The sequence below is a fragment of the Dactylosporangium sp. CS-047395 genome, assembly GCF_050942185.1.
Taxonomy (GTDB): domain Bacteria; phylum Actinomycetota; class Actinomycetes; order Mycobacteriales; family Micromonosporaceae; genus Dactylosporangium.
In genome coordinates, this window is the sequence record NZ_CP192015.1 from 7426895 (window position 1) to 7450479 (window position 23585).

The window sequence follows — 23585 nt, forward strand, 5'->3', positions numbered from 1 at the left end:
GCCCTATCCGACCGGCGGCAGCCACGTGGCCGGATCGTGGCAGTCCGCGAACCGCATGTCCGTCACCATCCTGGTCAGCTCCGGGTACGGAACCTGGGCCCGGTCCGCCACGAAGATCGACATGTAGCACTGGCCGAAGTGGACGACCATGTTGCTGCCCTGCGCCAGGAAGACCCGGCCCGCCGTCCGCGGGTCGGTGTAGTACCAGACGTCGTGGCCGGCGATCTGCGTGGTGGGTGGCCGGCCTGCCTCGGGGTAATCCACGTAGTCGCTGCGGGGCAGGACCTGGATGCCGACCGGGAACTTGGTGTTGACTCCCGACGGCGGCCAGAGACTGTCCCAGCTCGGCCGGCCACCGAGGCCGACGAGGGCCGCCTGGGTGTCATAGTGATCGAGTTCGGCCAGCGTCGGCCGCAGTCCGGCCGGCACGTAGCCGAGCTGGAAGGGCACCCGCACGTCCGCCGGCGGGCCGAGCGTCACGGCGGCGGCGACCCGCAGCAGCGTGGACCGGGGATCGGACAGCGGGCCATCGGCATACACGACGACCCATACCCCGGACGCGTCCTGCCAGCCGACCGCCGGTACCGGCTGCGGCGTGGTCTTGGGCCACGAAACCGGCGGGCCCGCATCCGATGCCCCGGTCGCCAGGCCCAGGTCGGCAACGAAGTAGGCCGGATGGCCGTGCACCGTGACGCGCGCACCGGCCAGCAGCCGGCGGCCGTCGTAGGTACCCGGGTCGTGCACCAGCACGGTGCCCCCGAACTGGTTCGGGTCCGCCACCGGCCGGGCCACGGCGTACTGCGTGCTGCCCACCACGCCGTGGAAGAACGCCTTGTACCCCGACCCGTCGGCGATCCCGAGCGTGGCCTGCATCGCGTCGCGGTAGTGCGGCGCCGCGCTCGCGCCGACGGGCGCACTCGGGCCGCCGATCAGGGTGGGCGCCCCGCCGAGCACGGCCGCGGTCGCCAGCGCCACCGCGGCGGTGTACCCGACCCGCCGGCGCCGCCGGACCCGGGCCGCCCCGGCCTGCGCCGCCTCGATCAGGCCGGCCCCGTACGGCGCCAGATCCTCGTGCTCGACGAGCGTGCGTCGCAGCTGCTGGATGTCGCTCATCATCTCGCTCCTAGGTTGCGGGTCGACATCGACTCCTCGGCGGCCAGCGAAATCCGCAGCGTGGCCAGGGCGCGGGCGGCGTACGCCCGGACCGTGGCCGGCCGGCACGCCAGCACGTCGGCGATCTCCTGGTCGGTCAGGTCCTCGTAGTAGCGCAGCACGAGCACCGCCCGCTGCTGCCGCGGCAACTGCGCGAGCCGGTGCCACAGATCCTCACGCTCGCCGAGCTCCCCCGTCCGATCCGCCTGCGCGACGGTCGTCGTACCGCTCAACGCGATCGTCGGCAGCACCCGCCGGCGGCGCATGGACAGGAACTCATTGGTCACCATGGTCCGCACGTACGCGTACGGCTCAGCCACCGCACCGATGCGCCGCCACCGCACGAGCGCCCTGGTGAGGACCTCCTGCACCAGGTCCCGGGCCAGCTCGCGATCCCCGCTCAACAGCGCGGCGTACCGCAGGAGCGCCGGCAACCGCGCTTGCGCGAACTCCTCGAACTCCATGCAGCCTCCCCGGGGGCAGCGGTCTCGGTCTCACCTGGATAGATGCGAGAACACCCCCATCCGCTGCGCGCCGAACCCCTCCCGCCCTACGCGGCCGTGCCGGCGCTGCCGGCGTGCGCCTGCCGCTACCGGTCGATCACGGCTCGCCGAGATCCGAGGAGAGCCAGTGCTCCGGCTCAAGCTCGATCCGGTACTCGCCCCGCGCGAACCTCACGTACGGCTCGACCTTCTCCGGCACGAGATACCGGCCAGCAATCACACGGAGATCATCATCGCTCGAAGGCCCGATCACGCTGGCTCGCCCCTCGACCGAGACATAGCGCGTCGTGGGCGCCACCCGATCGACCATCAGTGAGAACCGACCGGCCTCGGCAATCAGCTTTCCCTTACGCGAATCCCGATGGGTCGAGACCCAGAGCGGACCGCCCGGGACGTAGTGGTACCAGATCGGGACGACCAACGGCCCACGGCCCGGGCCCGCGCTCACAGACAGGGCGGCAACATGCGGCTGGGCGAGAAACTCCTCGCGCTCTGGAATCGAAAGCGACATGAACCAAGGCTCCTACCCACCACCGACAGGATCCAGACCCCCGGGCGCTACGCGGTCACGATTCGAGTGAGCGCGGAGTCCTGTTCGGCGCGGCTGCTGCGCGGCTCGGCGAACGGCTCGGTCGGCGATCGCCTCGCGGTTGTGGATGCTGCTGGCGCGGTGGATCGCGGAGAATTGTCGTACCCGGCGGATACATTGCCTGGCGTGTTCGACACCCTGGACGCGGAGGATCTCGACTACCGCACCCGGATGCTGACCGGCTGTATCCCGCCGTATGCGGTCACCCGGCTGCTCGAGCTCGGCCACGCCGACGAGGTGGAGCGGCAGGCCGCCCGCGGCGAGTGGTTCTGTGCCCTGGCGGTCGCCGAGGACGCCACGCCGCAGCGGGCCCGTGCGGTGCTCGCGCCGTTCGTCGCCACGGGCTGGTGGAAGGCGGCAGAGGCGCTGGCGCGGCTGCTGGAGCGGTGGGGGCAGGGCGAGGAGGCGATCGCGCTGGTGCGTCCCCATGTGGCGGCTGGTGACCGGTCCGCGCTGGAGTTCCTCGGCCGGCTGCTGGCCCGCCACGGGCGCGCCGCGGAGGCGTTCGAGCTGCTCCGCCCGCACGTCGAGAACTGGTCGATCGCGGCCGCCCTGGTCGATGTGGCGGAGGCGTGCGGCCGCGACGCGGACGCCGTCGCGCTGCTGCAGGCCCGCATCGACGTCGCCGTGCGTGTCTGCGAAGATCCGGCGTGCCAGTCGAGGGAGGTCAGGCCGTTCAACGCCATCGGCCTGCTCGCCGGCATCCGGGAGCGGCAGGGCCGCGTCGACGAGGCGATCGCGCTGCTGCACACCCGCCACGGCACCTCGGTCAACGGCGGCGACCAGCTCGCCGACCTCCTCGCCCGGCACGACCGGGTCGAGGAACTGCGGGCCTATGCGGCGGCGGACTCCCACGGCCACGCCGCCAAGCGTCTCGCGGAGCTGCTGGAGCAGCGCGGCGACGTTGCCGGCGGGATCGAGGTCTACCGGCGCCTCGACGACGCCGTCGTGCCATGGATCTGCCGGGCGGCGCCGCTGGCGGAGCTGCTGATGCGGCACGGTCGTATCGACGAGGCGGTCGAGGTGCTACGACCGCTGATCGTGAGCGGCACCGGACACGACGACTGCCTCACCCAGTGGCTGTGCACCGAGTTTGCCGAGCAGGGACGCGCCGCCGACGGCCTGACCTTCCTCGACGAGCTCAAGGCCGACCGCGGCGAGGAGGGCTGGGAGTTCTTCGGGATGCGGCTGCCGCTGCTCGCGGAGCTCGACCGGCACGAGGAAGCGATCGAGCTCGCACGGGCGCACCCGGAAGGCGACACCTGGTACGGGGTGTTGACGCTCGCCGGGTTGCTGGCCGGCGCGGGACGCACCGAGGAGGCCGTCGAACTGCTCACCCACGACGAGCACACCCACACGTATGACCTGTCGACCTACCTGCTGGACCTCGGCCGGGTCACCGACGCCATCACCGTCATGCAACGCGACGAGCCGTCGCCCTGGGGACCGCCTCAACCCAGCGACGCGGCCGACGGTCCGCCGCTCTAGCGACTGCCGTCATCGGTGGCGCCCACCTCCGGAACGTCGGACGCACCGCCGGCCAGCGAAACCCACCTCCCACAATCTGCCCCCGCCGACGACACGTCACCGTGGCCATCCGGCCCGCCGAACTCGCGAAACGTGATGTGCAGCCATGCACGGGACGACCGGCGAGTTCGACTGTGGTCACCGGATCTGCCGCGAGTTGGGCGCTGCCGGGGCTGGCGCTTCGGCCTTTCGATCCGGAGGAGCGGCGCTCGCTTGCGCTGAATGCGCCCGGTCCTGAAGCGTCTGATAGTTGTACCTATCCAGTCGGTTGGCTGGTCGGGTGCGTCAGGCCGAGATCCTGGCGCAGGAGTCGCCACAGGTCAACAACCGCCTCGGGTACGGGCGTGCGACTGGCGAAACGGAACCCGAGGAGCGCTTTGTCCTTACGCCCGGGTTCCCGGGCGAGGGTGGCCCAGCCTGCGGGGTCGACTGACTCGAAGAAAGCCTCGATCTCGCCAAGTCCTTTGCGTTCGCCGATGCCGTATTCCGTGGCAAGTGTCCGGACCCGGTACGGTTGCCACCGTCGTACGGCGTCGCCGAAAAGCTCGTTGTCCGGGTCGTCGGCGGCTGGCGCCGGCCGGGGCAACTTCGATAGTGCCTTGCCGGGCGCAAACGCCGGGCCGTCAGCGACGATCGCGTACGGAATGCCCATGGTCTCCATGAGCCTCGCGTACTTGGCGAACCGTTCGTCGCCGCCCACGTTGACGAACACCACGTATGAGCCTTCGGGGGTAGGCAGGTCCGGGGCGCTGATGCGGGACAGCCACGTCTCGAAGGCGTCGACTTCGGTCGGGCCTTCCACCAGCACGACGCCCGCCGCAAACAGCAGCGCCCGTAGCTGCGATTGCCGGAGCAGCTCTTTGAGGTCTTCGTAGTCGCGTTGGTCGAGCTGCGGCCGGTGGACCGCCGTCGTATCAGCATGACGAGTGAGCCTGGTGACAACGGCCAGGTCGGCCGCTTCGTGGACCGGCACGAGATCAGCACTGTGGGTGATCACGATTGTCTGCCGGTCAGAGCGACTAGTCTGCACGGCCGCGAGCAGGCGACGCTGCGCAACTGCACTGACATTGGTAGCCGGTTCGTCCAGGATCAGCGTGTCCTTATCGCTGGTCAGCAGCGTCGCCAGCCACGCGCTCTCCTCGACGCCCGCGCCGGCGAACTGGAGGGCGACGTCCACGTGCCGGCCGGCAGGGGTGTCAACGACGACCGGGGTGACACGCAGTCCCTCTGCCTCGGTCGCACCAGCCTGCTGCCACACCTCGAGCCGTCGCCCCGTGACCTCCTCGAACAACTCCTGCGAGGCCCGGAACCGCATCCGGCCCGCGGCGTCGCCGTTCTTGCGCTGCGACAGTTCGACGGCCAGACCGCTGCCATCCGCCAACTGCGGTCGAGTGTTGAGTTCGGCTGGTTCAATCAGAGTCCTGACGGGTAGCCGCCGGTTGTCCGTAACCAGGATGGCCAACAGCAGTTCGTCCAGGACATGGGCAAACGTGAGTGTGTCGGCAGCGAAGCCTCGGAGCCGGGAGAATCGCGCTACCAGACGGCGCAGCGACGGAAGCTCGGGATCGCGTCCGGTACGGCGCGCGATGAGGTCGACCGGAGCAGGGGCTCGCATCAGATCGGCGAGCGTGAACGACGTCAGCGCCCGCGAATATGAATCGGTCCAGTGCGGCAGGGTGTGCTGGTTGACGTCCGGTAGCGGGCCGTCCGGCGTACCGAGGACGTCCTGCGGCCTCGACCGTGATGATGCCCGTGCAGGGTGTTCGTCGACCGGGCCGGCAGCGAACGTGTTGTGCCGCAGATCGATACACGCGACCGGGTCGGTGGTCTGCCAGTACACGAACCACGGATCGCTATGCCGTTCGTCGCGCCGGACAATCAGCTGTCCGCGGGTCAGTATCTCCCGGGCATGCAGGTGAGCAGGCACCAACGCGTCGAGCTCGTCCAGCATTTGCGTGTTCTGGACCTGAAACGCCGATAGAACCGCCGCATGCGCCCAGTCCTCGATGACGGCGCCCTCGTCATCGTGATCCAGCACCAGTCCCAGCCGTGCCTCGAACCGCGGGCTGCCGTACCGCCCAGCGAGCGACCAATCCTGGTCGAATGTGGCGAAGTCGCCGTTGGCCGCGGCGCGTACGGCCTCTACCGTCATCCGCACCACGCGTCCGAGGTTCGTCTTGCCACTGCCGTTCGGTCCGACGATGACCGACAACCCTTCCCGCAACTCAAGATCAAGATTTGCGAAGGACAGCAGCTCCACTGCGGCAACCGAGGACAAACGCATGCGTCCAGCAAACCAGCCGATGCGTCAGCACCCGAAGCCGCATGCCGAGCGGTCGCGTGCATCCCGTCTACCCGGCACGGCCGCTTGGCGGCACGGGCGCAGCAGCGAGGTGGAGTGAACATCGACAGGCCGGAGTACTGATCTTGGTTTACGCACGTACGCCGTCAAGCGGGCCGGGACGCGCACTCAGAAGATCGCCGGGTTCTTGGCGATGCTGGCCCAGCAGGAGACGATCCACCCGCAGCGCGCCAGGCCGGCCAACCCCCGAGCTCGTGACGGCCACGCGTCATGCGCCGCCCGGGCCCAAAGCGGCGAGGACCCTGTGCAGCCGGACGCCGCCAAGTACTCAGCGAAGTTCATTCATTCGATCGAGCGGGTTGGGGCTGCTGCAGGGTCGGCTGAAGTGCCTCAGGGAAGTGATCGCGCAGGAGTGGCCAAAGATCGGGGTATCCGAACGGCTTGGCCGCAACCTCGATCCTGATCGGCTCGGAGTGTTTGAGCATACGAATACAGAAGGCGTGCCACTCTTTGATTGAATCAGTCTGCGGAACAGACTTGTGAAAGAAGAGGCCGATGGTGAGCACATCGGAGTACATCGAGGCAAAGGTCCGGAGCCGAACGTTCTCTTGAGGGCTGAGATCCTGCGGGACGACCTCTCCTACCTGGAAGAACGGCAGAAGCCGCGGCTCATCGAGGAGGCGGCCTTGGACTTCATGCAACCAGCTGAAGAGTTGTTGCATCGTTGCCGCGCCAGCGGTTCCGTTCTGCACCGCAGTTTGGCGCGACAGGATGCGCGCCTGCCATCCCGAAAAGAGCAGTGAGCCTGCGGCGACAAGAACCCCGAGTACCGCGAGCGCGGTCGTCACTGGAGCACCTCCTTGGGTGCCCATCGTGACATCACCTTGCAAATGTGCAACTCGCCGCTTCTATTTGGGCGACTCGGGCCGCCGACCAACACATGATCAGGTTTCCTCTCATGCCGCTAATGGTGTGTGCCTGGTGCCTCGATCATGATGGCGGCAGTGTCGACTATTATCGATCTATGAAGCTGATGAACCGTTGGGGTGCTCGGGCGCTGCGCCTGGCCGTGTTCGCGCTGCTCGGGGTGGCCGTGGCGGTTCCGCTCGAGCCGGGCGCCGCGCAGGCCGGGCACGGGACCGCGTCGCTGCTGCCCGGGGAGACGCTCACGCCGGGGCAGTATCTGGTGGCGGGGCGGTACCGGTTGTTCATGCAGCGGGACGGGAATCTGGTGCTGTACCGCGACTTCGCCCGACCCGGCCAGTACGCGTGCGCCGCCTCGCACACCACGGCGCATCCCGGCTCCCGGGCCTGGATGTCGCCGAACGGGTTCTTCGCCGTCTACACGCCGCAGGGCGTCCCGGTGTGGTCGACCAGGTCGCACACGAACGGGTCGCGGTGGGCGGGCGGCTGGGTCAACATCCTGTCCGACGGCCGGGCGCTGGTCTTCACCGGCGACGGCTTCCGTGACTACTTCCAGTTCTGGCAGTGCTGAGCCGACCGCACCGGCCCTGGCGGTGAGCTGCGCGACGAGAGGGCTAAGCGCCGAGGGTGTCGATCGAGCGCAGGGCCTCGATCACCGAGGCGATGTGTTCGCGCATGGCGGACTCGGCGGCCTTGGCGTCGTGGGCGCGGATCGCGGCGATCACTGCCTCGTGCTGGGGTAGTGACGTCTGCGGGCGGCCCGGCAGCAGGGAGAGCATGAACTGGTGCCGGACCAGCTGGCCGCGCAGCGTTTCGATGATGCCGTCCGCGGTGTGGTGGGCGGCGATGGTGCGGATCAGGGCGTGCAGGCGGTGGTTCAGGTCGCTGTACCGCCGGTGCTCGCCGGCCGTCACCGCTCGGCGCATGAGCAGGCCGATCTCGTCCAGTTCGCTTGCCTGGTCCGGGGTCACGCGCTCCGCGGCGCGGGCGGCTACCAGGCCTTCGAGGACCATGCGGACCTCGGTGATCTCGATGGCCTCGTCCAGGGAGACCTTGCGGACGTGGGCGCCGCGGTTGCGCTGGATCTCGACCAGGCCCTCGGCGGCCAGGTCCTGCAGGGCGATGCGCACGTTGAAGCGGCTCGCACCCAGGCGGTCGCTCAGCTGGGCCTCGACCAGGCGCTCGCCCGGCAGGTACTGACCGGCGAGGATCGCCTCGCGCAGGGCGTCGCGGGCGTGCGCCGATCCGGCTCGGTCCTCTCCGCGCGTGGCCACGTCATGGACCCTATCGTCTCGCGCTAGACCGGCGAGGCGCGCAGCACGTCATGGACCGGATCGGCGCGCGTCACACCGAGGAAGTGCGTCACACCGAGGAGGCGCGCAGGAGGAAGCCGCCGCCGTCGCGGCGGCCGATGGTCAGGGCGCAGCCGGCGGCGTCGAGGCGCTCGCGCAGGCCGCCCAGGCCGTGGCCGGCGGTGCCCTCCGAGGTGGGCGGCTCCTCGGGTGCGGATTGCGGGCCGCGGCCGTCGTCGCTGATCTCCACCGTGCCGCGGTCCAGGCGGATCCAGCAGTGTTTGGCCTCGCTGTGGCGCACCACGTTGGTGACGCCCTCGCGGACGACCCAGGCGAACAGTTCCTGGCGTTCGGGGTCGACCGCCTCGCCGGTGACCGGGACGTCGGCCTCGATGCCGGCCGCGTCCAGGGCGCTGCGGGCCGAGGCGAGCTCGGTGGCCAGGGACATCTCGCGGTACCCGGCGACGGCCGCCCGCACGTCCGCCAAGGCCTCGCGGACCAGGCGCTGGATGTCGGCCAGCTCGGCCTCGGCGCGCTCGGGGGCGAGCTGCACGAGCCGGGCCGCCAGCTCGCTCTTGACCGAGACCACGGTGAGGGAGTGGCCGAGCAGGTCGTGCATGTCGCGGGCGAACCGGTTGCGCTCGGCCGCGATGGCCAGCCTCGTGATCTCGCCGCGGGCCTCGGCGAGCTGGGCGTTGCGCTGCACGACGCGGGTCACGCCCCACACGGCGAGGGCGGCGACCATGACCGCGAAGAGCAGGTCGATGGTGCCGTCCCAGCCGGGCACGATCCGGGGCAGGAAGCCGGCGGTCAGGGCCGAGGCGAACACGATGCTCCACGCGGCCCGTGGGGGATACGTGAAGACCGCGGTGACGCCGATGTACACGAGGGTGGTGAGCCCGGACTCGCCGACGACCAGGGTCAGCACGGCGGCGGTGGCCACCAGGCCGCCGAGGCGCACGGCGGACGCGGTCCGGGAGGGTTCCGCCCCGGTGGACCGGTAGTGCCGGCGGACGACGATGAACCCGCTGAGGTAGATGGCGCAGAAGCCCAGCGCGGCGGCCATCCCGAGGAGCCGTTCCCAGATCTCGGGGCGGTGCCAGGCGTCGATGATCGGGCCGGCCATGTAGAACAGCCAGACCGCCGCCCAGAGCCAGAAGAACCTTCCGGCTCCTGGCCCCGGGCGAAGGTCGGGCTGCGCTTTCGGCATGGCGAACACGGTAGCCGCTCCTACGCTGTGTCAGGCCCTGGCGGTGTCCACGCGGAACCGGCGCAGGGCGATCACGCCCAGCACGACGGTCCAGCCCAGCAGCACCACGATGGCCTGGGTGTCGATGTGGCCGCCGTCGAGCGGGCTGCGGGCGACCTGCCCGGTCCAGTACGACGGCGTGAACTTGGCGATAACCTGCAGGGCGTGCGGCATCAGGGTCACCGGCACCCACAGGCCGCCGAAGGCCGCCAGCACCAGGTTGAGCAGGGCGGAGACCTGCTGGACGCTGTCGGGCTTGGCGAGGTACCCGACGACGACCCCGAGCGCGGCGAACGGCAGCGACGACAGCCAGGCCCCGGCGAAGCACAGCACCCACTCGGCCGCGGTGAGCCGCACGTGCAGGCCCAGCGCGCCGATCGCGAACGTCACGATCACCGGCGGGATGCCCATGAGCAGCGACAGGAGGACCTTGTTGAGCACGTACGCGCCGGGCGAGAGCGGGGTCAGCCGCAGGGTCCGGTTCCAGCCGAGGCCGCGCTCGACGGCGATGGTGCCGCCGCTGAACATGGCCGCGGTCATGGCGCCGAACAGGGCCATGCTGACCATGACGTACTTCTTGGCGTCGGGGTCGTTGCCGACCGACACGCCGCCGATGATGACCACGAGCAGGGCCGGCAGCAGGGTGGAGAAGACGACGGCGCGCTTGTTGCGCACCAGGCGGACGGCTTCGAGGCGGAGATAGGTCAGATTCACAGCGAGCTCCTGGCGGTCAGGGCGACGAAGGTGTGCGCGAGGTTGCGGCTCATGGGGATCACGCCGTGCTCCCGGCGACGGTCAAAGCGATGAAGGCGTCCTCGAGGTTGCGGCTGGTGACCTCGATGTCGTGCGCGGCGGTGGCGGTGAGCAGGGCGCGCAGGGCGGCGTCGGAGTCGTCGCAGTGCAGCAGCACCGAGTCGCCGCGGGTCTCGACCCGTTCGACGCCGGGCAGCCCGGCCAGGCCGGCCAGGTCGGCGCCGGGGATGGTGGCGCGGATGGTGCGCCCGGACACCGCGGTTTTGATCTGCGCGGCGGTACCGTCGGCGATGACACGCCCGGCGCGCAGCAGCACGATCCGGTCGGCGTAGTCGTCGGCCTCTTCGAGGTAGTGGGTGGCGAACAGCACCGTGCGGCCCTGCGCGGTCTCCTCGCGCATCGAGGCCCAGAACGCGCGGCGGGTCTCCACGTCCATGCCGGTCGTGGGCTCGTCCAGGACCAGCAGGTCGGGGTTGCTGACGAGGGCCATCGCGAAGCGGATGCGCTGCTGCTGGCCGCCGGAGAGCCCGCCGACGCGCTGCCCGGCGAACTCGGCGACGCCGGCCCGCTCGATGACCTCGCCGACGTCGCGGGGGTTGCGCTGCAGGGCGGCGGCGAGGCGTACGGTCTCGCCGGCGGTCAGGTCGGGCAGCAGCCCGCCGGACTGCATGAGCGCGCCGACGGACCCGCGGGCGATCGCCTTGGCCGGCGGCTCGCCGTAGAGGCTGACGTGGCCGGCGTCCGGGCGGGCCAGCCCGAGCAGCATGTCGATGGTGGTGGACTTGCCGGCCCCGTTCGGGCCGAGCAGCGCGACGACCTCGCCGCGGCGGATCGTCAGATCCAGGCCGTCGACGGCGGTGACCGGCCCGAACCGCTTGGTCAGGCCGGCCAGCTGGACTGCTTCGTTCGTCATGCCCTCAGCATGGCCGGGGATCGACCCCGGTGCGGCTGCATCGCGTCACGCGCGACCCCATGACGGATGTCATGCGCCGCCCTGGTTCCTCCCCCGGCGCCACCGGAAGAACAGCACCGCGAGCAGGCCGACGACCACGACGACGGCGAGCACGATCCACGGGGTGGCGGAGCTGTCGGCCTCGTCGTTGGCGGCGTCGGCGGCGGTGGTGATCGGCGCGGCGGCCGCCGTGGTCGGGGTGGCCGCCTCCGACGTCGGGGCGACGGACGAGACCGCCGAGGTGGGGGCCTGGGCGCCGGGCGCGGCCGCGGCGAGCTTGAGCACCGGGGCCGGGTTGTCGGTGCCGGCCGCGTCGATCCACCGGTCGACCTTGCCGTCGGTGTAGGTGACCAGCGTCTTGAACGCCAGCTCGGTGGCGTCGGCCGGGAGCTTGGCCACCTTCACCGCGTATTCGGCGTCCTTCTTGGCCGCCAGGGCCGGGCCGCTGACCGTGAAGCCGTCGGCGTCGGCGGCCAGGGCCCATCCGGACGGGCCGGAGGCGAGGCTGACGTCGGCGGGCGCGATGCCGGCCGGGAGGGCGACCTTGACCGAGGCGATGCCGGCCTTGGAGCTCTCGGCCTCGGCGCTGAACGTGATGGTCACGTCGGTGGCGCCGGCCTGTGCCTTGTCGGCCTTGACGGCGACGTGGGCGGACGCCGGGGCGGCGGTGAGGGCGAGCACGGCGGCGCTCACGGCGACGGTGGCCGTGAGCGTGCCCACGAGACGACGAATCTGCACGAGACCGGATCCTTCCCCAGACGGCATCGAAAGTGATAGGCGGCGCGCGGACCAATGTAGTTCCTATCCTTGCCCGCATGATCTCCGACGTGGTCCGGCGCAAGGCCCTCGCGGCCGGCGCGCACGACTGGCTGGCGTCCCTGCCCGACCTGCTGGCGGGCCTGGAGCGGGACTGGGGGCTGACGCTCGGGCCGGTGTACGAGGACGGCACGGAGGCGCTCGTCGTGGCGGCCGACCTCGCCGACGGCACCGAGGCGGTGCTCAAGGTGCTCGTGCCCCGCCCCGGCGACCACGCGCGGCACGAGGCGACGGTGCTGCGGCTGGCGGACGGCGACGGGTGCGCGCGGCTGCTGCGGGAGGACGCGTCGCGCTCGGCTCTGCTGCTGGAGCGGCTGGGGGTGTCGTTGTCGGCACTGGACGTACCGTTGACGGGGCGTTTGGAGCTTTTGACGGATCTGGCCGCGCGCATCTGGCGGCCCGCTCCGGACGCGGGGCTGCCGACCGGGCGGTGGAAGGCGGCATGGCTCGCCGGCTTCATCGCCGCGGCCTGGGAGCGCACCGGCCGGCCGTGCCCGGAGCGGACCGTGGCGCACGCCCTGAACTGCTGCGCGCGGCGGGGCGCGGCCCACGACGACGAGCGGGCGGTGCTGGTGCACGGCGACGTCCACCAGTGGAACGCGCTGCGCGCGCCGGACGGCGGGTTCCGGCTGGTCGACCCGGACGGGCTGCTCGCCGACGCGGAGTACGACCTGGGCGTGCTCATGCGCGAGGACCCCGAGGACCTGCTGGCGGCGCCCGACCCGCGGGCCCGGTCCCGCTGGCTGGCCGCGCGGACGGGGCGGGACGAGCGGGCGATCTGGGAGTGGGGCAACGCGGAGCGGGTCTCGACGGGGCTGCTGCTGACCGAGATCGGCCTCGAACCGGTCGCGACCGACATGCTGGCTGCCGCGAACCGCATCGCGGCCGACTTCGCGTGACGTGATCAGCCGGTGGTCCGCAAGCAGCGCGTGATCGGCCGGTGGTCCGCAAGCAGCGCGTGATCAGCCGGTGATCCGCAGGCAGTAGCAGCCGCGGGCGCCGCCGGCCCGGATCAGCCGGCCGTGCGCGGCCAGCGCGGTCAGCCCGCCGTCGACCCGGATCGCGCCCACGGCGGCGCCGGTGGTCACGTCCCAGACGCGGATGCTGCGGTCGTCGCCGGCGGTGGCGAGCCGGCGCGCGTCCACGGCGGCGAGCGCCCGGACCGCACCGGTGTGCCCGGGCAGGACGTGGCGCAGGTCGCCGGTTCCGGGATCCCAGACCCGGACCCGGCCGTCCTGCCCCGCGGCGGCCAGCCAGCGCCCGTCCGGACCGGCGGCGAGCAGCCGCTGCGGCGCGCCGCCGGCGCCGAGCTCGTGCCGCAGCCGTCCGTCGAGCGGCTCCCAGACCAGCACCCGGTCGTCGCCGGTCGAGGCGAGCCAGGAGCCGTCCGGCGCCACGGCGAGCGCCGCGATGTCCCGGCGGTGGGCGGGCAGGACGTGCCGGGCGCCGGTGGCCCGGACACCGATGACGACCGGGTTCTCGGCCCGGGTGCCCGCCTCCCCGCCGCCAGCGGCGAACCAGGAGCCGTCGTGTGCCACCGCGACGACCTTCAACGGCTCCTCGAGGCCGGCGAACTCGGGCTCGCCCACCTCCGCGCCGGAGGGAACGTCCCAGCGCCGTACGGCGCCGTCGCACGCCAGCAGCGCGCCGTGCGGGCCCGGGGCCAGGGAGGTCACCCAGAACGCGTGCCGCCCAAGTTCGCGGACCGGCTCCCAGCTCGCCGTGTCCCAGATCCTGACCAGCCGGTCCTGCCCGCCGGTCGCGAGCCACGAGCCGTCCGGCGCGACGGCCATCGTCTCGATCCTGCGGTCGCCGCCGTCGAGCACCCGCTCGACGGCGCCGGTGCGGGTGTCCCGGACGTGCAGCCGCTCCTCGCCGGCGGTGGCCAGCCACCGGCCGCCCGGGTCGCCGGCGAGCAGCGCCACGGCCGAGTCCACCGCGGGGGCGCCGGCGGTGGCCAGCCACCGGCCGCCCGGGTCGCCGGCGAGCAGCGCCACGGCCGAGTCCGCCGTGGGGGCGCCGGCGGACTCGTACCGCCAGACGCGGACGGTCCCGTCGTTCGAGGTGGTGGCCGTCCAGCGGCGGTGGCCGGGGGTGACGATGCCGCTCACCCCGTTGCCGTGCCCGACGAGCGTCGCGTAGAGCTCGCCCGACTCGGCGTACCAGACCCGGACGAAGTTGTCGGCGCCCTGGCCGAGCAGCGTCCCGCCGCCGGACAGCAGCAGCTCGCCGCCGGGTGCGAGGGCGAGGGCGTGCTGCTCGGCCAGGCCGTCTCGGCGCCACCGTTGCCGCGGCCCGGTCGCGCCGAAATCCCAGACCGCGACGAAGCCGGATGCGTCGTCCATCAGGGAGCCGCCCGACGCGGCCAGCCAGCCGGCCCCGCCGATCAGGGCGTCGACCGTCTTGGCGCCGCTGGAGATCTCGCCGCGCAGGTCGCCGGAGCGGGCGTCCCACAGCCGGATGACGTCGCTCATCCCGGCCGCGGCGAGCCAGGTGCCGTCGGGCGCGAAGCGCAGCGCCCGGACGGGTCCCGGGTGCTCGGGCAGCACCCGCTCCAGGTCGCCGGTGCGCAGGTCCCACAGCCGGACGGCGGTGTCCCGCTCGGGCAGCGGGGAGCCGCCCGCCGAGGCGAGGTGCCGGCCGTCCGGCGAGACGGCGAGCACCATGACGGCCGCCCGGTGTCCGGCGAGGCGGAACCGCAGGTCGCCCGAGGCGGTGTCCCAGACCCACACGTCCCCGTCGGTGTCGCCGCCAATGAGCAGCCCGCCGTCCGGGGTGGAGGCCAGGCAGGTGACGTCGGTACCGGTCGCCGGGCCGGCGAGCACGTGCCGCTCGACCTTCATCGCCAGGTCCCAGACCCGCACGCCCCGCCCGGCGGCGGCCACCCAGGAGCCGTCGGCCGCCACCTCCAGGGCGATGACGGTGCCGCCGTGCCGCCAGGTCCGCACCGCGGCACCGGTGTCGCCGTCCCACAGGTCGACGCGGCCGTCACCCGATCCCGAGATGAGCAGCGCACCGTCCGGGGTCACCGCGAGCGGGCCGGGCCGCCGGCCGTCGCTGGTGAGCACTCGGATCAGGGCCGGCTGCGGCAGGTCGGGCGGCGGGGCGGTCGCGACCAGCTGCGGCGTGTCGAAGGCGGCGACGAGGTCACCGGCGATCGCCGAGGCCGGGTGGCCGGGCCGGATGCGCGACGCCAGCGTCGCCGCGGCCGCGCCGGGCGGGTCCAGTCGGCCGAGCAGGTGGGCGTTCTGCCGGATGACGCCCTCCAGGTGGGCGGCGGTGTTGCTCCGGCACAGGACGAGGTCGGCCGCGACGGCGGCGGCGCCCGGGTGATCCAACTTGGCGGTCAGCCACCGGGGATGCAGCACGGTCCGGCGCAGCTCGTCCTGCCGTCCCGCGTCGGCCAGGTGGACGGCGAGCCAGGTCCACAGGTACGCCTCGCCAGACGGCGCCTGCCACCACTCGCCGCCGGGCAGCAGGTCGCGGTGGGCGTCGAGGAACCGGCCGTGCAGCTGCGGCAGCCGCCCGGCGACCGCGTCGCGCAGGTAGGAGCGGAGGACGTCGTGCAGCCGGATGCGGTGCGCGCCGTCGCGCCGGGACGAGGTCAGCAGCGACAGGTCGGCGAGGGTGCGCAGCAGGGCCTCGGTCCCGGCGCCGGTCAGGCCGGCGGTGTGGGCCCAGTAGCGGGTGACCACCGGCACCGGCACCTCGACGTCCTCCGGGAAGATGGCGAGCTCGTGGAAGCGGCGGCGCTCCTGCGGCTGGAGCCGGTCCAGGCTGACCCCGACGGTCGCCGCGACCGCGCCGGCCCGGCTGTGCGGGCTGCGCGGGTCGAGGGCGGTGAGGCCGCCGTCGCGGAGGCTGTCGCGGATGCCGAGCAGCGCCGCGGACGGCTCGGCCCCGTCCCGGACGTCGACCCGGGCCGCGCCGTTGACCAGGCCGAGCAGCACGGGCCAGCGGCCGGTCAGGCCGAGCAGGTCGGCCTGGGCGGATTCGGGTACCTCCCCCAGGCCCGCGGTCAGCAGCCCGCGGGCCTCCATCGCGGTCATCGCGTCGACGTCGACCGTCGCCGCGCCGGACGGCAGCACACTGCGCCGGCGGGTGGTGACCAGCCGGACGGTGTTCGGGCCGCCGCTGAGCAGCGGCCGGAGCTGCTCGGGCGACCAGACGTCGTCGACGACGAGCAGGAACCGCCCGGCGCCCAGGGCGTCACCCAGCGCGGCGCCGGCCGCCGTCGGGTCGGTGAAGGGCGGCTTGACGCCGGTGATCGCCGCGCAGGCGTTGTCGATGGCGTCGGCGAGCGCCGGGCCCGCCAGGTCCTCGCCGACGGTCACCCAGACGATCCCGTCCGGGAACCGATCCCGGACCCGCGGATCGTGCACGAGCATCCGGGCCATCGTGGTCTTGCCGAACCCGCCCGCCCCGGCCAGGGCGGTGGTCATCGCCACCAGGCTCGCGTCGGCCGAGGTGAGCCGGGCGAGCAGGTCCCGGGCGATCCCGGCGCGGGCGATGTCGCCCGGCTCGGGCGGCGGGATGGAGAACACCGGCCGGCGCCCGCCGGCCGCCTCGGTACGCAGGGCGGGCACGAGCCGGTGCAGCAGCGCGACCAGCACCTGCGCGGAGGCCCGGGCGGCGAACGCGCGGTACCGGTCGTCGTCGGCGGTGGCGTCCCCGTGGTCCGCCACGCCCTTGACGACCAGCCAGCGCGGGACCCGCCCCTGGTGCGCGACGGTGCCGACCGTGGCGGCTCCGGTCTCCGCGGCGGTGATCCCGCCCATGCCCAGGCGCTGCAGCCGGGCCCAGATCGAGCCGTCCGCCGGCACCGCGTTGCCGGAGGCCATCGGCGCCACGTGGACCGCGAACGGCAGGCGCTGCGGCCCGTCCACGTCGTCGTAGCCGCGCCGCCGGGCGAGGGCTTCCCCGGCCGGGGTCAGCCGTGCGGCGCCGTCGGGGGCGCGGTCGATCAGGCCCTCGGTCTCCAGCGCGGCCAGGGCGGACGGCCAGGTGCCGGGTGTGAAGTACCGCGCCCGGGCCGGATGCGTGCGCGGGTCCTCGCCGAGCAGCAGTCGGTCCAGCAGCCAGTGCCGGGCCGCCGCGGCGTCCGCCGGGCCGTGGCAGGGCAGCCCGGACGGGTCGAAGTCCTGCGCGGCCCGGACCCACGCGGTGTCCAGCCGGAACTGCCGGTGGTCACCCTCGAAACCGCCGGCGGCCAGCCGGCCCTCGTCCCACTGGTACACCGGCTCGGCGACGACCACGTCCCCGAGCGCGGTGTTCGCCGGGTTGCCCGCGCACACCCCGCACATGGCCACGACGGCCGGCCGCAGCGTCTCGGTCAGGGTGGCCAGCAGCGGCGCCAGCTCACGGCCGCCGGGGCCGGTGGCCCGGACCAGTCGCACCGACAACGGCCCGGCGCCGGCCAGCGCCTCCTGGGCGGCCGCGAACTCCTCGGGCAGCGCCACGACGATCAGCACGTCGACCCGGTCGGCCACGAACGCCACAGTAACGTGTACCCCTTTCGATGGACGTCGCGTGGGTTCGGCTACGCGCAGTGATCGACGACCGCACGATGGTGAAGGTCACCGTCCCTTACCGTCGGGAGCCTCGACGTCGATGCCCGCGAACCGGATGCAGCGGCACGCGGCGCAACGCGCGCTGCGCCGGCACGCCAACCACCACCTCGAGGCCGGGTCCGGCGACCGGGCCGAGGCGCCCGCGCTGCTCGGCACGGCCGGCGAGCGGGTCGACCCGGCCGGGCTGCTGGACCGCCGGGGGGAGCGGCTGTGGCTGCTCACCGCGCCCGGGCCGGCCGGGCCGCGGCCGCTGCCGTGGCTGCTGCGGGCCGCGTGGCGCCGGGCCGCCGCCGATCCGGCCGCCGCTCAGTGGCCGGTCCACGTCGACCTGGCCAAGCTCGCGGCCGAGGGGCCGGTCACGTCCGACGTGGTGCTGGCGGCGATCACCGAGCACGCGGCGACCGAGCACGGCTACCTGGTGCTGCTCGACGGGCTCGACGACGCGGGCGGTGCCGTCCGGGCGGCCGTGGCCGGGCTGCCCGGCCCGCTGGAGCGCGCGGCGCCCGCCTCGACCGTCATCACCCTCTCGCACGCCGAGCCCGTGCCCGGATTCCACATTCCCGCGGTGGTACTCCCCGCCGCCCCCGACCCCACCGCCGCCGGCAAGGGCGGCTGGGACACCCTGGCCGACCGGCTGAAGAGCCAGCGCCCGTGGCCCGCGGGACTGCTCAGCGAGGCCGTCGACGCGGCCCGGACGGCCACCGAGGAGCAGCGCTGGCGGATCATCGACGACCTGTCGGCGCTGCCCGACCGGCGGCTGCTGTTCCGGGCCGCCCTCGCGGCGGGGGCGTGCGACGACGACGGCGTGCGCCGGGCCGCCCGGATCGAGATCGAGGCCCTCGCCGGCACGGCCCCGGCCGCCCGGGACGCCCGCTGGCTGTCCCGGCTGCTGACCCTCCTGCCGCTGCTCGACGCGGGCGGGCACTCCGAGGACCCGGAGCGGCCGATCCCGGCCGCCGACGACGTGCTGCGCCGGATGGCGGCCACCGGCGGCCCCGGCTCGGCCCCGCTGACCCTGCTGGCCCGCCGGGACGCCGAGGCGGCGGTGGCCGCGGCCGAGGCGACCGGCGACCCCCTCGACTTGGAGGCCGTGGCCCGGGCCGCGGACGAGCCGCCGGTGCTGCACGCGATCCTGGCCCGCTGCGCCGACGACCCGGCGTGGCCGACCGCGCTGGTGCACCGGGCCCAGCTCGACCGGGGCGTGGCCACGGCGCTGCTGGCCGGGCGGGACCACGACACGACGACCCTGGCCGGGCGGTGGCTCGCGTTCCGGACGACCCGGGGCACGGCGTACGGCCGGCTACTCGACGACGTCCTCACCCGCCCGTGGACCTGGCCGCCGCACACCGCGCCGCTGCTGGCCGGCCTGGAGCGGGTCCGGCCGCCGGCCACCGAGGCGCCGATCACCCTGGTGGCGCTGCCGGGCGCGGCCGCCGGGGCGATCGCGGCCGCGCTGGTCGTGCTCGCGCTGGGGCGGCTCGGCGCCGATCACGTGACGCCGGCCGCGGCCACGCTCGCGGTGCTGGCCGGGCTGGCCGTGGCGGGCGCGGTGCTGGCCCGCCGGCTGCGGCAGTGGCACTCGGCGCTGCCGGGCGCGGGCGAGACCCCGGCCCCGGTACGCCGCGAGAACGTCCTGGCAGGCGTCCTGAACCTGGCCGGACGGCGCCTCGAACCCGTCCTCCCGGGCCGGTACACCCTCGACGACCCGCTGCGCCGCGCCTGCATCCGCGCGGGCGTGCCGGAGACCGAGATCGCGCACCTGCTGCGCGCCCTCGCGGTGCGCCACGCCCTGCTCGGCGACACCACCCCGATGGTCCCGGAGCAGACCCCGCACCTCGACGCCCAGCGGGAGCGTCAGGGCTGACCCGCCTCAGTGTGATGACACGAGGGTCATCACCCGGGCGCCGGCGTTGCGGGCGGCAAGACCGAGGCGCGTCTTCGGTACCACCAGTGCCGCCGCCCGCCCCGCCCCGCGCACCTTCGCGTCGGTGCGCACGCGGTGCTCGGCCTCGTAGCGGCGCAGCCCGAGGGCGAGGTCCCCGCCCGCGCCCGCGAGGGCCGCGGCCAGCGAGCGAGCACCGGCCATCGCGAGGCTGGAGCCGTCGCCGAACAGCGAGACGCAGGACGCGGCGTCGCCGACCAGGGTGGTCCGGCCCCGGGTCCAGGCGGGCAGGTGGACGCGGCTGACGCTGTCGAAGTACACGTCGGCGGTGGGCAGCTTTTCCAGCAGCGCCGGCACCCGCCAGCCGGCGCCCGCGTAGGCCGCGGCGACGAGCCGGCGGTGCAGGGAGGTGTCGCGGTGGTCGAGGCCGGGGCGGTCGGGGCCGCGGAAGATGAACGCGACGAGGGCCTCCCCGCGTGAGGGGTGGATCGACACGACGCGGCCGGGCTCGTTGTAGAGCAGGACGTGCCGCGGGTCGTCGGCCGGCTCGCCGAGGGGCATGGTGGCGACCCACACGCCGAGGTGCTCGACCCGGGCGTCCGGGAAGGCGAGCCGGCGCACCGCCGAGTGCAGCCCGTCGGCGCCGACCACGAGGTCGAAGCGCGCGGGCGCGCCGCGGTCGAAGGTGACGTCGACGCCGGACGGGTCGGCGTGCAGCGCCGTGATCGAGTCGTCGAAGCGGAAGTCCGCGGCCGTGGCGGCCGCCTCGAACAGGGTGGCGGCGAGGTCGGCGCGCGGGATCTCCAGGGCGCCGTCCTCGGTCTGCATGGGCAGGGCCGCGATGGTACGGCCGGTGCCGTCCACCACCCGCATCCCGTCCGCATGGGTCGCGCGCTCGCGCAGGGCCGGGAGCACTCCCATCGCGCGGGCGACGGGCAGGGCGGGGCCGCGCACGTCGACGGGGTTGCCGCTGGAGCGCTGGCCGGCCGAGCGCTCCACGACGGTGACCCGGAAGCCGTGCCGGGCGAGCCAGTAGGCGGCGGTGGTGCCGGCCACGCCGGCGCCGGAGACGAGAACCGAAGGCGTCATGCCCCGAACGATATCCGCACTGAGTGCAAGTTTGCAATGAGTGCCAACTAACATTCGATGCGATATGCTCGCCGGCATGTCGTTGCGGGAGCTGAAGCGTGCGCGGACCCGGCGGGCGCTGGTCGCCGCGGCCACCGACCTGTTCGAGCGCGACGGCTACGAGCAGACGACGGTCGCCGACATCGCCGCCGCCGCGGAGATCGGGACGCGGACCTTCTTCGGGTACTTCGCGACCAAGGAGGATCTGCTCTTCCCCGAGACCGACGAGCGGGTGCGGGCCGCGCGGGACGCGATCGCCGCGCGCGGGCCGGCCGACACGCCGGCCGAGGTGCTGCTGCGGGCCCTGTCGATCGTGGGCGAGGACGGCGACGACCTGACCGGGCGGCTGGCCGCGCTGCGGATGCGGTTCATCGCCGAGGTGCCGGCGGTGCGCGGCCGGGCGCTGCAGATCCAGATGGACGTCCAGCAGGAGATCGCCCGCCAGCTCGCCGGGGCCTTCCCGGACGAGCTGGACGTGGTGGCGGCGGCCGCGCTCGTCGGCGCGTTCGTCGGGGCGGTCACCGGCGCACTGCACGCGCTGCTGAACCAGGACGAGCGCGATCCGCAGGCCATCCAGCGGGCCGTCGAACGTGCCACAAAGGTAGCGCTGCGTCCATGGATCGCACACGATGTGCGACATGTTTAGCCCACGAATGTGTGACTCTGCCCTGATGGGAGGCGATCAGGCAGTACACGCGGGATCGGCGGGCGAGCGGCTCATGCAGGAGCGGGCGGGGACGGTGGAGCGGGCCGAGCGCTTCTACCGCCAGCAGGTCCTGCCCGCGCTCAACGAGCAGATGATCGAGTTCGTCGGGCGGCAGGAGATGATGTTCGTGGCCACCGCCGACGCGCTCGGCCACTGCGACAACACGTTCCGGGCCGGGCCGCCGGGCTTCGTGTCGGTGCTGGCGCCGGGGCGGCTGGCCTGGCCGGAGTACCGCGGCAACGGCGTCATGGCCAGCGTCGGCAACCTCGTCGAGAACCCGAACGTGGGGCTGCTGTTCGTGGACTTCTTCCGCGACGTGATCGGCCTGCACGTCAACGGCCACGCCACGGTCGCCGGCGACGCCGAGATGCGCCGCGACCACCCGCAGCTGCCGTACGACCAGGTGCCCGGCCGGCGCCCGGAGCGCTGGGTGAACGTGTTCGTGGAGGAGGCGTACATCCACTGCGCCAAGCACATCCCGCGGCTGCGCAAGGTCACCGCCGAGGACCGCGCGTGGGGCACCGACGACGTGCGGCGCAAGGGGGGTGACTTCTTCGGCGCGGCGGCCGCCCAGTTGGGTACCGTGGGCCGATGAACAGCTTCTTCGACAAGGTCAAGGACCTCGCGGACCAGCACGACGAGAAGGTCGACCAGGCGCTGGACAAGATCGGCGACGTGGTCGACGACAAGACCGGCAACAAGTACAGCGACCACATCGACAAGGGCGTCGACTTCGCCCAGGAGCACACCGGCGAGGGCGACAGCACCCGGCCGGCCTGATCCCCCGGCCTGATCCCCCCGCCGGGTTCAGGCCCGCGGCAGCAGCCGGGCCAGCAACACCAGGGCCAGCTCCAGCACCACCAGCGCCGCCACGCTCGCCCGGAACCCCTCGGCGATCGTGGCGGCCTGGTAGAACACGATCCCGATGAGCGCGACGCCGAGCGCGTTGCCGGTCTGGTTCACGGTGGCGAGCACGCCGGACGCCGATCCCGTGTGGTTCGCCGGTACCGCCGACAGGGCCAGGGTCGTCAGCGGCCCGAGGGCGAGCCCCATCCCCAGCCCCTCCAGCGCCAGGCCGGGCAGCACCCAGGGCAGCGGGCGGTCGGCGGTGAGCGCCAGCGCCCCGAGCCCGGCCGCCATGACCAGCCCGCCCACCGCCACGGTCGCCCGCCCGAGCCGCGCCGCGACCCGGTGGGCCCGGCGGGAGGTCAGCAGGTACCCGGCGCCGACGGCGGTGAACACCGCGCCGCTCTGCAGCGCCGACAGCCCGCGCCCCGACTGCAGGTACAGCGCGAGCACGAGAAAGAACGACGCCTGCCCCATCCAGAACGCCTGCACGGCGACCAGCCCCGCGGCGAACGCGCGGACCTTGAACAGGGCGGGGTGGACGAGGGGCTCCGGGCGGTACCGCTGCAGCAGGATGAACCCGGCGAACAGCACGGCGGCGAGCGCGAGGCTCACCCACGTCCAGGCCGGCCAGCCCTGCGCGCGCCCCTGGATGAGCGGCAGCACCAGCGCGACCAGCGCCGCCGTGACGAGCGCGGCCCCGGGCAGGTCGAGCCGCGCGCCGGTCCCCCGCGACTCCGGCACCCGCCGCAGCAGCCACAGGGCCACCGCCCCGACCGGCAGGTTGATCAGGAAGCAGGCCCGCCAGTCCAGCCCGAACAGGTCGGCCCGGATCAGCACCCCGCCGACCACCTGCCCGAGCACGGCCCCCAGCCCGAGCGTGAGCGCGTACCGCGAGAACGCCCGCGGCTGCTCGGCCGGCGCCACGGCGGTGCGCAGGATGGCCAGGGTCTGCGGCATGAGCAGCGCCGCGCCCACGCCCTGCAGCACCCGCCCGGCGATCAGCGCCCCCGCGTTCGGTGCCAGCCCGCACAGCCCGGACGCGGCCGTGAAGACCGCCAGGCCGATGGCCAGGACGCGGCGCCGCCCGTACAGGTCGCCGAGCCGCCCGCCGGTGATCAGCCCGGCCGCCAGCGCCAGCCCGAACCCGGCCACCACCCACTGCAGCGCGGCCGGCCCGGCCCGCAGGTCGACCTGGATCGCGGGCATCGCCACGTTGACGATGAAGAAGTCGAGGGCCGTCAGGAACGTCACGGTGAGCAGGGCCGGCAGCACGGCCCGGGGCGTGCCGACGGCCTGCGCCGGCGTCGCGGTGATCGTCATGCCGGGAACGCTAGGGATTGGCACGCTCGCCGGAATCGGCATCGCTTAGGTATGCCGTACCGGCGGTAGGG

Annotated in this window: 20 protein-coding genes; 7 read left to right on the top strand and 13 right to left on the bottom strand. The window is 73.5% G+C overall.

The features are described 5' to 3' along the window. Positions 1-3 precede the first annotated feature (3 nt). From ACQP00_RS34960 to ACQP00_RS34970, 3 genes are all read right to left on the bottom strand, one after another. Positions 4-1113: a hypothetical protein gene (locus ACQP00_RS34960; RefSeq protein WP_433203899.1), complete on the bottom strand. Its 1110-nt coding sequence runs from the start codon at positions 1111-1113 to the stop codon at positions 4-6. Next, positions 1113-1616 (bottom strand): SigE family RNA polymerase sigma factor, encoded by a 504-nt coding sequence (locus ACQP00_RS34965; protein ID WP_433203902.1) that lies wholly within the window; start codon positions 1614-1616, stop codon positions 1113-1115. The genes ACQP00_RS34960 and ACQP00_RS34965 overlap by 1 nt, the downstream gene beginning before the upstream one ends. 136 nt (positions 1617-1752) lie before the next feature. Continuing rightward, positions 1753-2166 carry a pyridoxamine 5'-phosphate oxidase family protein gene (locus tag ACQP00_RS34970; RefSeq protein WP_433203905.1) on the bottom strand — a complete coding sequence of 138 codons (414 nt, stop codon included), beginning with the start codon at positions 2164-2166 and terminating at the stop codon, positions 1753-1755. A 204-nt stretch (positions 2167-2370) separates the two neighbouring features. Here ACQP00_RS34970 and ACQP00_RS34975 point away from each other — a divergent pair, with 204 nt between their 5' ends. After that, a complete protein-coding gene (locus tag ACQP00_RS34975; protein ID WP_433203908.1) occupies positions 2371-3732 on the top strand; it encodes a tetratricopeptide repeat protein in 1362 nt (453 codons plus the stop codon). A gap of 295 nt (positions 3733-4027) precedes the next feature. Here the strand turns inward: ACQP00_RS34975 and ACQP00_RS34980 are convergent, their stop codons facing one another. After that, on the bottom strand, positions 4028-6031 hold the full coding sequence (locus tag ACQP00_RS34980) for a TOPRIM nucleotidyl transferase/hydrolase domain-containing protein (protein WP_433203911.1): 2004 nt from the start codon (positions 6029-6031) through the stop codon (positions 4028-4030). Between the two features lie 380 nt (positions 6032-6411). Then, a complete protein-coding gene (locus ACQP00_RS34985) occupies positions 6412-6921 on the bottom strand; it encodes a hypothetical protein (RefSeq protein ID WP_433203914.1) in 510 nt (169 codons plus the stop codon). Positions 6922-7097: 176 nt separating this feature from the next. On the opposite strand from ACQP00_RS34985, the gene ACQP00_RS34990 reads away from it, so the two are divergent. Continuing rightward, a complete protein-coding gene (locus tag ACQP00_RS34990) occupies positions 7098-7568 on the top strand; it encodes a hypothetical protein (protein WP_433203917.1) in 471 nt (156 codons plus the stop codon). 43 nt (positions 7569-7611) lie between these two features. Here the strand turns inward: ACQP00_RS34990 and ACQP00_RS34995 are convergent, their stop codons facing one another. The 5 genes from ACQP00_RS34995 to ACQP00_RS35015 all read right to left on the bottom strand — a co-directional run bounded on the left by ACQP00_RS34995 (position 7612) and on the right by ACQP00_RS35015 (position 11981). Continuing rightward, positions 7612-8271: a GntR family transcriptional regulator gene (locus ACQP00_RS34995; RefSeq protein WP_433203920.1), complete on the bottom strand. Its 660-nt coding sequence runs from the start codon at positions 8269-8271 to the stop codon at positions 7612-7614. Between the two features lie 88 nt (positions 8272-8359). Continuing rightward, positions 8360-9499 carry a sensor histidine kinase gene (locus ACQP00_RS35000; RefSeq protein ID WP_433203923.1) on the bottom strand — a complete coding sequence of 380 codons (1140 nt, stop codon included), beginning with the start codon at positions 9497-9499 and terminating at the stop codon, positions 8360-8362. Positions 9500-9529: 30 nt separating this feature from the next. Continuing rightward, positions 9530-10252, bottom strand: a complete 723-nt coding sequence (locus tag ACQP00_RS35005) for an ABC transporter permease (RefSeq protein ID WP_433044411.1) — start codon at positions 10250-10252, stop codon at positions 9530-9532. Between the two features lie 58 nt (positions 10253-10310). Continuing rightward, the gene (locus ACQP00_RS35010; RefSeq protein WP_433203926.1) at positions 10311-11204 is read right to left on the bottom strand and encodes an ABC transporter ATP-binding protein; all 894 of its coding nucleotides are present in this window, start codon (positions 11202-11204) and stop codon (positions 10311-10313) included. A gap of 69 nt (positions 11205-11273) precedes the next feature. Beyond that, positions 11274-11981 carry a DUF1775 domain-containing protein gene (locus ACQP00_RS35015; protein ID WP_433203929.1) on the bottom strand — a complete coding sequence of 236 codons (708 nt, stop codon included), beginning with the start codon at positions 11979-11981 and terminating at the stop codon, positions 11274-11276. Between the two features lie 77 nt (positions 11982-12058). Here ACQP00_RS35015 and ACQP00_RS35020 point away from each other — a divergent pair, with 77 nt between their 5' ends. Beyond that, positions 12059-12958 carry an aminoglycoside phosphotransferase family protein gene (locus ACQP00_RS35020; protein ID WP_433203932.1) on the top strand — a complete coding sequence of 300 codons (900 nt, stop codon included), beginning with the start codon at positions 12059-12061 and terminating at the stop codon, positions 12956-12958. A gap of 63 nt (positions 12959-13021) precedes the next feature. On the opposite strand, the gene ACQP00_RS35025 is transcribed toward ACQP00_RS35020, so the two are convergent. Then, positions 13022-17548, bottom strand: coding sequence for an NB-ARC domain-containing protein (locus tag ACQP00_RS35025; RefSeq protein ID WP_433203935.1), 4527 nt, complete (start codon positions 17546-17548; stop codon positions 13022-13024). A 121-nt stretch (positions 17549-17669) separates the two neighbouring features. Between ACQP00_RS35025 and ACQP00_RS35030 the strand changes: the two genes are divergently transcribed. Next, a complete protein-coding gene (locus ACQP00_RS35030; RefSeq protein ID WP_433203938.1) occupies positions 17670-19493 on the top strand; it encodes a hypothetical protein in 1824 nt (607 codons plus the stop codon). Positions 19494-19499: 6 nt separating this feature from the next. Here the strand turns inward: ACQP00_RS35030 and ACQP00_RS35035 are convergent, their stop codons facing one another. Further along, positions 19500-20600, bottom strand: coding sequence for an FAD-dependent oxidoreductase (locus tag ACQP00_RS35035; RefSeq protein WP_433203941.1), 1101 nt, complete (start codon positions 20598-20600; stop codon positions 19500-19502). Between the two features lie 76 nt (positions 20601-20676). Here ACQP00_RS35035 and ACQP00_RS35040 point away from each other — a divergent pair, with 76 nt between their 5' ends. The 3 genes from ACQP00_RS35040 to ACQP00_RS35050 are packed head-to-tail and all read left to right on the top strand — an operon-like array spanning position 20677 to position 22125. Further along, entirely contained in the window at positions 20677-21285 is a 609-nt protein-coding gene (locus ACQP00_RS35040) for a TetR/AcrR family transcriptional regulator (RefSeq protein WP_433203944.1), read from the top strand. A 25-nt stretch (positions 21286-21310) separates the two neighbouring features. Further along, a complete protein-coding gene (locus ACQP00_RS35045) occupies positions 21311-21940 on the top strand; it encodes a pyridoxamine 5'-phosphate oxidase family protein (RefSeq protein ID WP_433203947.1) in 630 nt (209 codons plus the stop codon). Then, a complete protein-coding gene (locus tag ACQP00_RS35050) occupies positions 21937-22125 on the top strand; it encodes an antitoxin (RefSeq protein ID WP_433203950.1) in 189 nt (62 codons plus the stop codon). Before ACQP00_RS35045 ends, ACQP00_RS35050 begins: the two co-directional genes overlap by 4 nt. A gap of 27 nt (positions 22126-22152) precedes the next feature. On the opposite strand, the gene ACQP00_RS35055 is transcribed toward ACQP00_RS35050, so the two are convergent. After that, complete coding sequence (locus ACQP00_RS35055) at positions 22153-23514, bottom strand: MFS transporter (RefSeq protein WP_433203953.1); 1362 nt, start codon at positions 23512-23514, stop codon at positions 22153-22155. Positions 23515-23585 lie beyond the last annotated feature (71 nt).

Bases quoted from the DNA above. Each gene is read 5' to 3' on its own strand.
- ACQP00_RS35050 (WP_433203950.1), top strand. From the start codon at position 21,937: ATGAACAGCTTCTTCGACAAGGTCAAGGACCTCGCGGACCAGCACGAC.
- ACQP00_RS35040 (WP_433203944.1), top strand. From the start codon at position 20,677: ATGTCGTTGCGGGAGCTGAAGCGTGCGCGGACCCGGCGGGCGCTGGTC.
- ACQP00_RS35010 (WP_433203926.1), bottom strand. From the start codon at position 11,204: ATGACGAACGAAGCAGTCCAGCTGGCCGGCCTGACCAAGCGGTTCGGG.
- ACQP00_RS34970 (WP_433203905.1), bottom strand. From the start codon at position 2,166: ATGTCGCTTTCGATTCCAGAGCGCGAGGAGTTTCTCGCCCAGCCGCAT.
- ACQP00_RS34965 (WP_433203902.1), bottom strand. From the start codon at position 1,616: ATGGAGTTCGAGGAGTTCGCGCAAGCGCGGTTGCCGGCGCTCCTGCGG.
- ACQP00_RS35035 (WP_433203941.1), bottom strand. From the start codon at position 20,600: ATGACGCCTTCGGTTCTCGTCTCCGGCGCCGGCGTGGCCGGCACCACC.
- ACQP00_RS35020 (WP_433203932.1), top strand. From the start codon at position 12,059: ATGATCTCCGACGTGGTCCGGCGCAAGGCCCTCGCGGCCGGCGCGCAC.
- ACQP00_RS34960 (WP_433203899.1), bottom strand. From the start codon at position 1,113: ATGAGCGACATCCAGCAGCTGCGACGCACGCTCGTCGAGCACGAGGAT.
- ACQP00_RS35000 (WP_433203923.1), bottom strand. From the start codon at position 9,499: ATGCCGAAAGCGCAGCCCGACCTTCGCCCGGGGCCAGGAGCCGGAAGG.
- ACQP00_RS35045 (WP_433203947.1), top strand. From the start codon at position 21,311: ATGGGAGGCGATCAGGCAGTACACGCGGGATCGGCGGGCGAGCGGCTC.
- ACQP00_RS35030 (WP_433203938.1), top strand. From the start codon at position 17,670: ATGCCCGCGAACCGGATGCAGCGGCACGCGGCGCAACGCGCGCTGCGC.
- ACQP00_RS34990 (WP_433203917.1), top strand. From the start codon at position 7,098: ATGAAGCTGATGAACCGTTGGGGTGCTCGGGCGCTGCGCCTGGCCGTG.
- ACQP00_RS35055 (WP_433203953.1), bottom strand. From the start codon at position 23,514: ATGACGATCACCGCGACGCCGGCGCAGGCCGTCGGCACGCCCCGGGCC.